The sequence below is a fragment of the Candidatus Omnitrophota bacterium genome (genome assembly GCA_028715965.1).
GTDB lineage: Bacteria > Omnitrophota > Gorgyraeia > Tantalellales > Tantalellaceae > JAQUQS01.
The window spans coordinates 238,609-242,331 of the sequence record JAQUQS010000001.1 but is presented as its reverse complement, the minus strand read 5'-3'; the positions used below and the strand labels follow the sequence as shown (position 1 = coordinate 242,331).

At 48.6% G+C, this 3,723-nt stretch carries 2 protein-coding genes and 3 tRNA genes; all 5 read left to right on the top strand.

Annotated features, from left to right (window positions below; translation table 11 throughout):
- The first annotated feature begins 114 nt into the window (after positions 1-114).
- The 5 genes from PHH49_01195 (at position 115) to PHH49_01175 (ending at position 3,391) form a co-directional block, all read left to right on the top strand.
- Positions 115-192 (top strand) — tRNA-Pro (locus PHH49_01195).
- 13 nt (positions 193-205) lie between these two features.
- Positions 206-290: transfer RNA gene (locus PHH49_01190), tRNA-Leu, on the top strand.
- Between the two features lie 7 nt (positions 291-297).
- Positions 298-374, top strand: a tRNA-Arg gene (locus PHH49_01185).
- Positions 375-1,144: 770 nt separating this feature from the next.
- Entirely contained in the window at positions 1,145-2,533 is a 1,389-nt protein-coding gene (locus PHH49_01180) for a hypothetical protein (protein MDD5487563.1), read from the top strand.
- A gap of 51 nt (positions 2,534-2,584) precedes the next feature.
- The gene (locus tag PHH49_01175; protein ID MDD5487562.1) at positions 2,585-3,391 is read left to right on the top strand and encodes a FecR family protein; all 807 of its coding nucleotides are present in this window, start codon (positions 2,585-2,587) and stop codon (positions 3,389-3,391) included.
- Positions 3,392-3,723: the final 332 nt, after the last annotated feature.

Sequence of the window (3,723 nt, the reverse complement as noted above, 5' to 3'; positions counted from 1 at the left end):
ACCCCATTTTAATAGTGGACTTTTATGGGCGGCTTTGCCGCTGCAACGGGATCTTCAAATAGCCCGGCAAATATGTTTTTTACAGCATAAGACTTGCACATATATAGGACCGTACGGGAAGTGGCGCAGCCTGGCTAGCGTATCTGCTTTGGGAGCAGAGGGTCGTGGGTTCGAATCCCACCTTCCCGACCAGTTTCTGTGTTTCGCGGATGTGGCGGAACTGGCAGACGCGCTGGCCTTAGGAGCCAGTGGTTTTTACCATGGGGGTTCGAGTCCCTTCATCCGCACCATTTGCGTGTGCCCGTAGCTCAGGTGGATAGAGCATCTGCCTTCTAAGCAGAGGGTCGCAGGTTCGAGTCCTGCCGGGCATACCATTTAAAACAAAACCCCGCAAAAGCGGGGTTTTTGTTTTATGGTTGACCGGCAGGTGAGGAGCTTTGCTCCGAGTCTGGTTCTTCGCCGAACGGCGAAGGTTCCCACGCTTCTCTAAGCTCTGGATTTCCTCGGAACTCACTGGTTCCTTGGTCACATGCCGCAGAGGGCGTTAAGTGGCCCGACGGACAGGCAGGGCCATAGCCCGGAGTGGCCTGCCGGATATTCGCTGCGTCACTATGCCCGTCAGGGACCCTGTAAGCGTATCTAAAGAAGAAAAACACGGTTTCCTGCCCAATATACCAATACGAAGAGTGACCCGGGCAGGGGCCCGGGAACTGCCGAAAACCTGGAGAGGTTTCGGCCTGGTTCTTCGCCGAATGGCGAAGGTTCCCACGCTTCTCTAAGCTCTGGATTTCCTCGGAACTCACTGGTTCCTTGGTCACATGCCGCAGAGGGCGTTAAGTGGCCCGACGGACAGGCAGGGCCATAGCCCGGAGTGGCCTGCCGGATATTCGCTGCGTCACTATGCCCGTCAGGGAGTCGCTCAAGGGACCTCACGACACTTCCGCGGACATTACGTCCTTGGTCGCCTTCGCGTTTTGTTGCCGGCTCGGGGCTTGTTTTCCTGCCCAGGCATGACTAAGGTGGCATGACCGCGCCAAAACCGTTTTTGTTCTCAAAGCTAAACCTGTTTTGGAATTAAGATTAAACCTGTCCCCTGCGGTAGTTCCATTTTTCAATTGCTCTGTCATTATGTATAATACTTTTTATGACCATTCAGGAGAACGGGGAGCTTATTCGCGATATTGGACGTTTTCTCGCCGGGAGAACGCTTTTTTCCGCCGGGACAAACAAGAATAATGAACTTGTTAGGTTGATCTACGAGTCCTGTCGTAAATACGACGTTACTTATGAGGCAGTTCTTGATAACATCGGATTTGAGGATATGCTCGAGGATGGGAAGGGCGGCTTGTTCCGCAGGCTTAAGGACTCTTTGATGGGATATAGGTTCGAGAACACATATCCCGAACGAATTATGCCGTTCAAGATACAGGATGAGGACCGTGAGTGTTTGCCTTGGGATAATACATTGAGCCCGAAGCGGATATTTGTTGAAGAAAGCGTATCTGAGCTTCCGTGGACCAGGGATTTTCTGGGGAAATTCACCGCGGCTAAAGTTCTTTACATAAAGGATGTGAGAGATGTTCGTGGTAAAGGCGGAGATGATAATGTCCAGAGGTACGACCGCCGTCGTGAGACTATATACATTGTGAAGAACAAGGCGGCATTTGTTAAAAAATGCCCGTGTACTAAGGGTTGCCGGGGATGTGGGTACTGGGTGCTCAATATAGGATTCGGGTGTCCAATGGATTGTTCTTATTGTTATCTGCAGCAATACAGCAACGTTGACGGTATTATATTGCCCGCGAATATTGAGGATTACACACCGCATATCATGGGATTAGATAGGGACGTTTCTCCGGGAACACGTATAGGGACCGGGGAGTTCACCGACTCGCTTGCGCTTGATGGGTATACCGGATATTCGCGATCTTTAATGGATATTTTCCGCAAGACGAATAACCTTGTGCTGGAGCTCAAGACAAAAAGCGCCAGCATAAATAACATATTGGAAAATAATGAACCACACGAGCATGTGGTCATGTCATGGTCAGTAAATGCGCGTATGATAACGGAGCGCTATGAAAAAGGATGTTCGAGCATGGACGACAGGATAAGATGTATGGTGGAAGCGGCCGGAAAAGGTTTCAGGATAGGGCTTCATTTTGACCCTATTATATACTACAAAGGGTGGGAAACAGGTTATAGCGATGTTATCCGTGAAATATGTTCAAGACAGGAGGTCTTGGACCGGCTTGCCTGGGTAAGTCTGGGAACTCTCAGGTATGCCCCCGGACTTAAACAGATCGCGGAAAGGCGGTTTTGTGATAATCTGATCTACTATGCGGGGGACATCGCGGAAGACAAGGATGGTAAACTCAGGTATAGCAATGAGTTACGTGAAAACATATATAGAACTATGGCAGATCTTCTGAGAAAAGGAGGGGTAAAAAGCTGGATATACCTCTGTATGGAATTTGAGGAGGTTTGTAAAAGTTTTAGGTTAAATGACTTTCCAAATACAGTAAATACGTGAATTTTTAACGGAATCTTGTAAATGGCATAAATGTCAGGTAATATTATTAATATGGGAAGTGGTAAAAGGTTTATTATATTTCTAGCTTTTCTTACTCTTATCGGAGTAGCTACAGCTTGCGCTGAGCAGGCTACGGTATTTGATTTTTCAGGTGACGCTAAGATAGTGCCCAAAGGGAGGAAAATTGGTGTTGATTGTGAAAAAGGAATGGTGGTCTATCCTGGCGACTGGGTAAAGACCGGATCAGGGTCTTTTGTTACGATAGCATTCGATGATAAGAACGATAACGTTATAAAAGTAGAAGAGAACAGCCTTGTAATAATTAAGTTAGATGGTTATTTCAAGCTGCAGTTACTGTCCGGTGAAATATATGCCATTCTCGAGAATGTGGAGGCGAACGAAACATTCAGGGTACTTACTCCTTCGGTGGTAACAGAAGCTACAAGCAGTGGATGGGGCGCGAAAAGTGACGGCAACCTGACAAATGTGGTCGTTTTCGATGACCGCATTTTCATTTGCGGTATAAACAAAGACGGCAGTGTGAATAAGAAAAGATATTGGATAGAGGAGGGATACGAACGAAGTACGAAAAAATTCGAAGAGCCTGGCGAACTTAAACCAGCTCCCGATAATATGGTTTCATGGTTCAAGGACCAGGTTGTGGCGCACCATCTGGACAAGATGATGGCGAAACAGCTTAAAGAGCAGGGGATAGACCCAGCCGCTCAAGGAAAGGCTGGAGAAGGGGCTCAGCCCGGAGAGGCGCCCAAACCGGGGCCGGGAAAGGGAACAGTTATAATCGATGGGGAAGAAGTGAACCTTGTGGAATATCTTTATCGCCAGCGGTTGAATCGTTGACGATAAAGTTTTGATAGATGCGTGAGAACACAAAGGCCGTTCCAAAAGGGACGGCCTTTGTGTTTATGAGAGAAGGCTAAAACCGTTTTTTATCCGGGATTAAGCTCCTGAGATCAAAACGGTTTTGACGTTTCTATCGGCAGGGTTTTCGGTTTAAATGGGGGCCGTAGCCTTTCTGGGCCTACGGCATTTCATCGGGGATCGCTGTCCCCTCAGTCACGCCCGGCAGGCCGCTCGGGCTATGGTCCTTCTTCTCGTCGGACCATTTAACGCTCTGCGCGGCATCACACCTTGCCTTCGCAAGGTGCGCGACTCGCCGCTTAAAGCAGCTT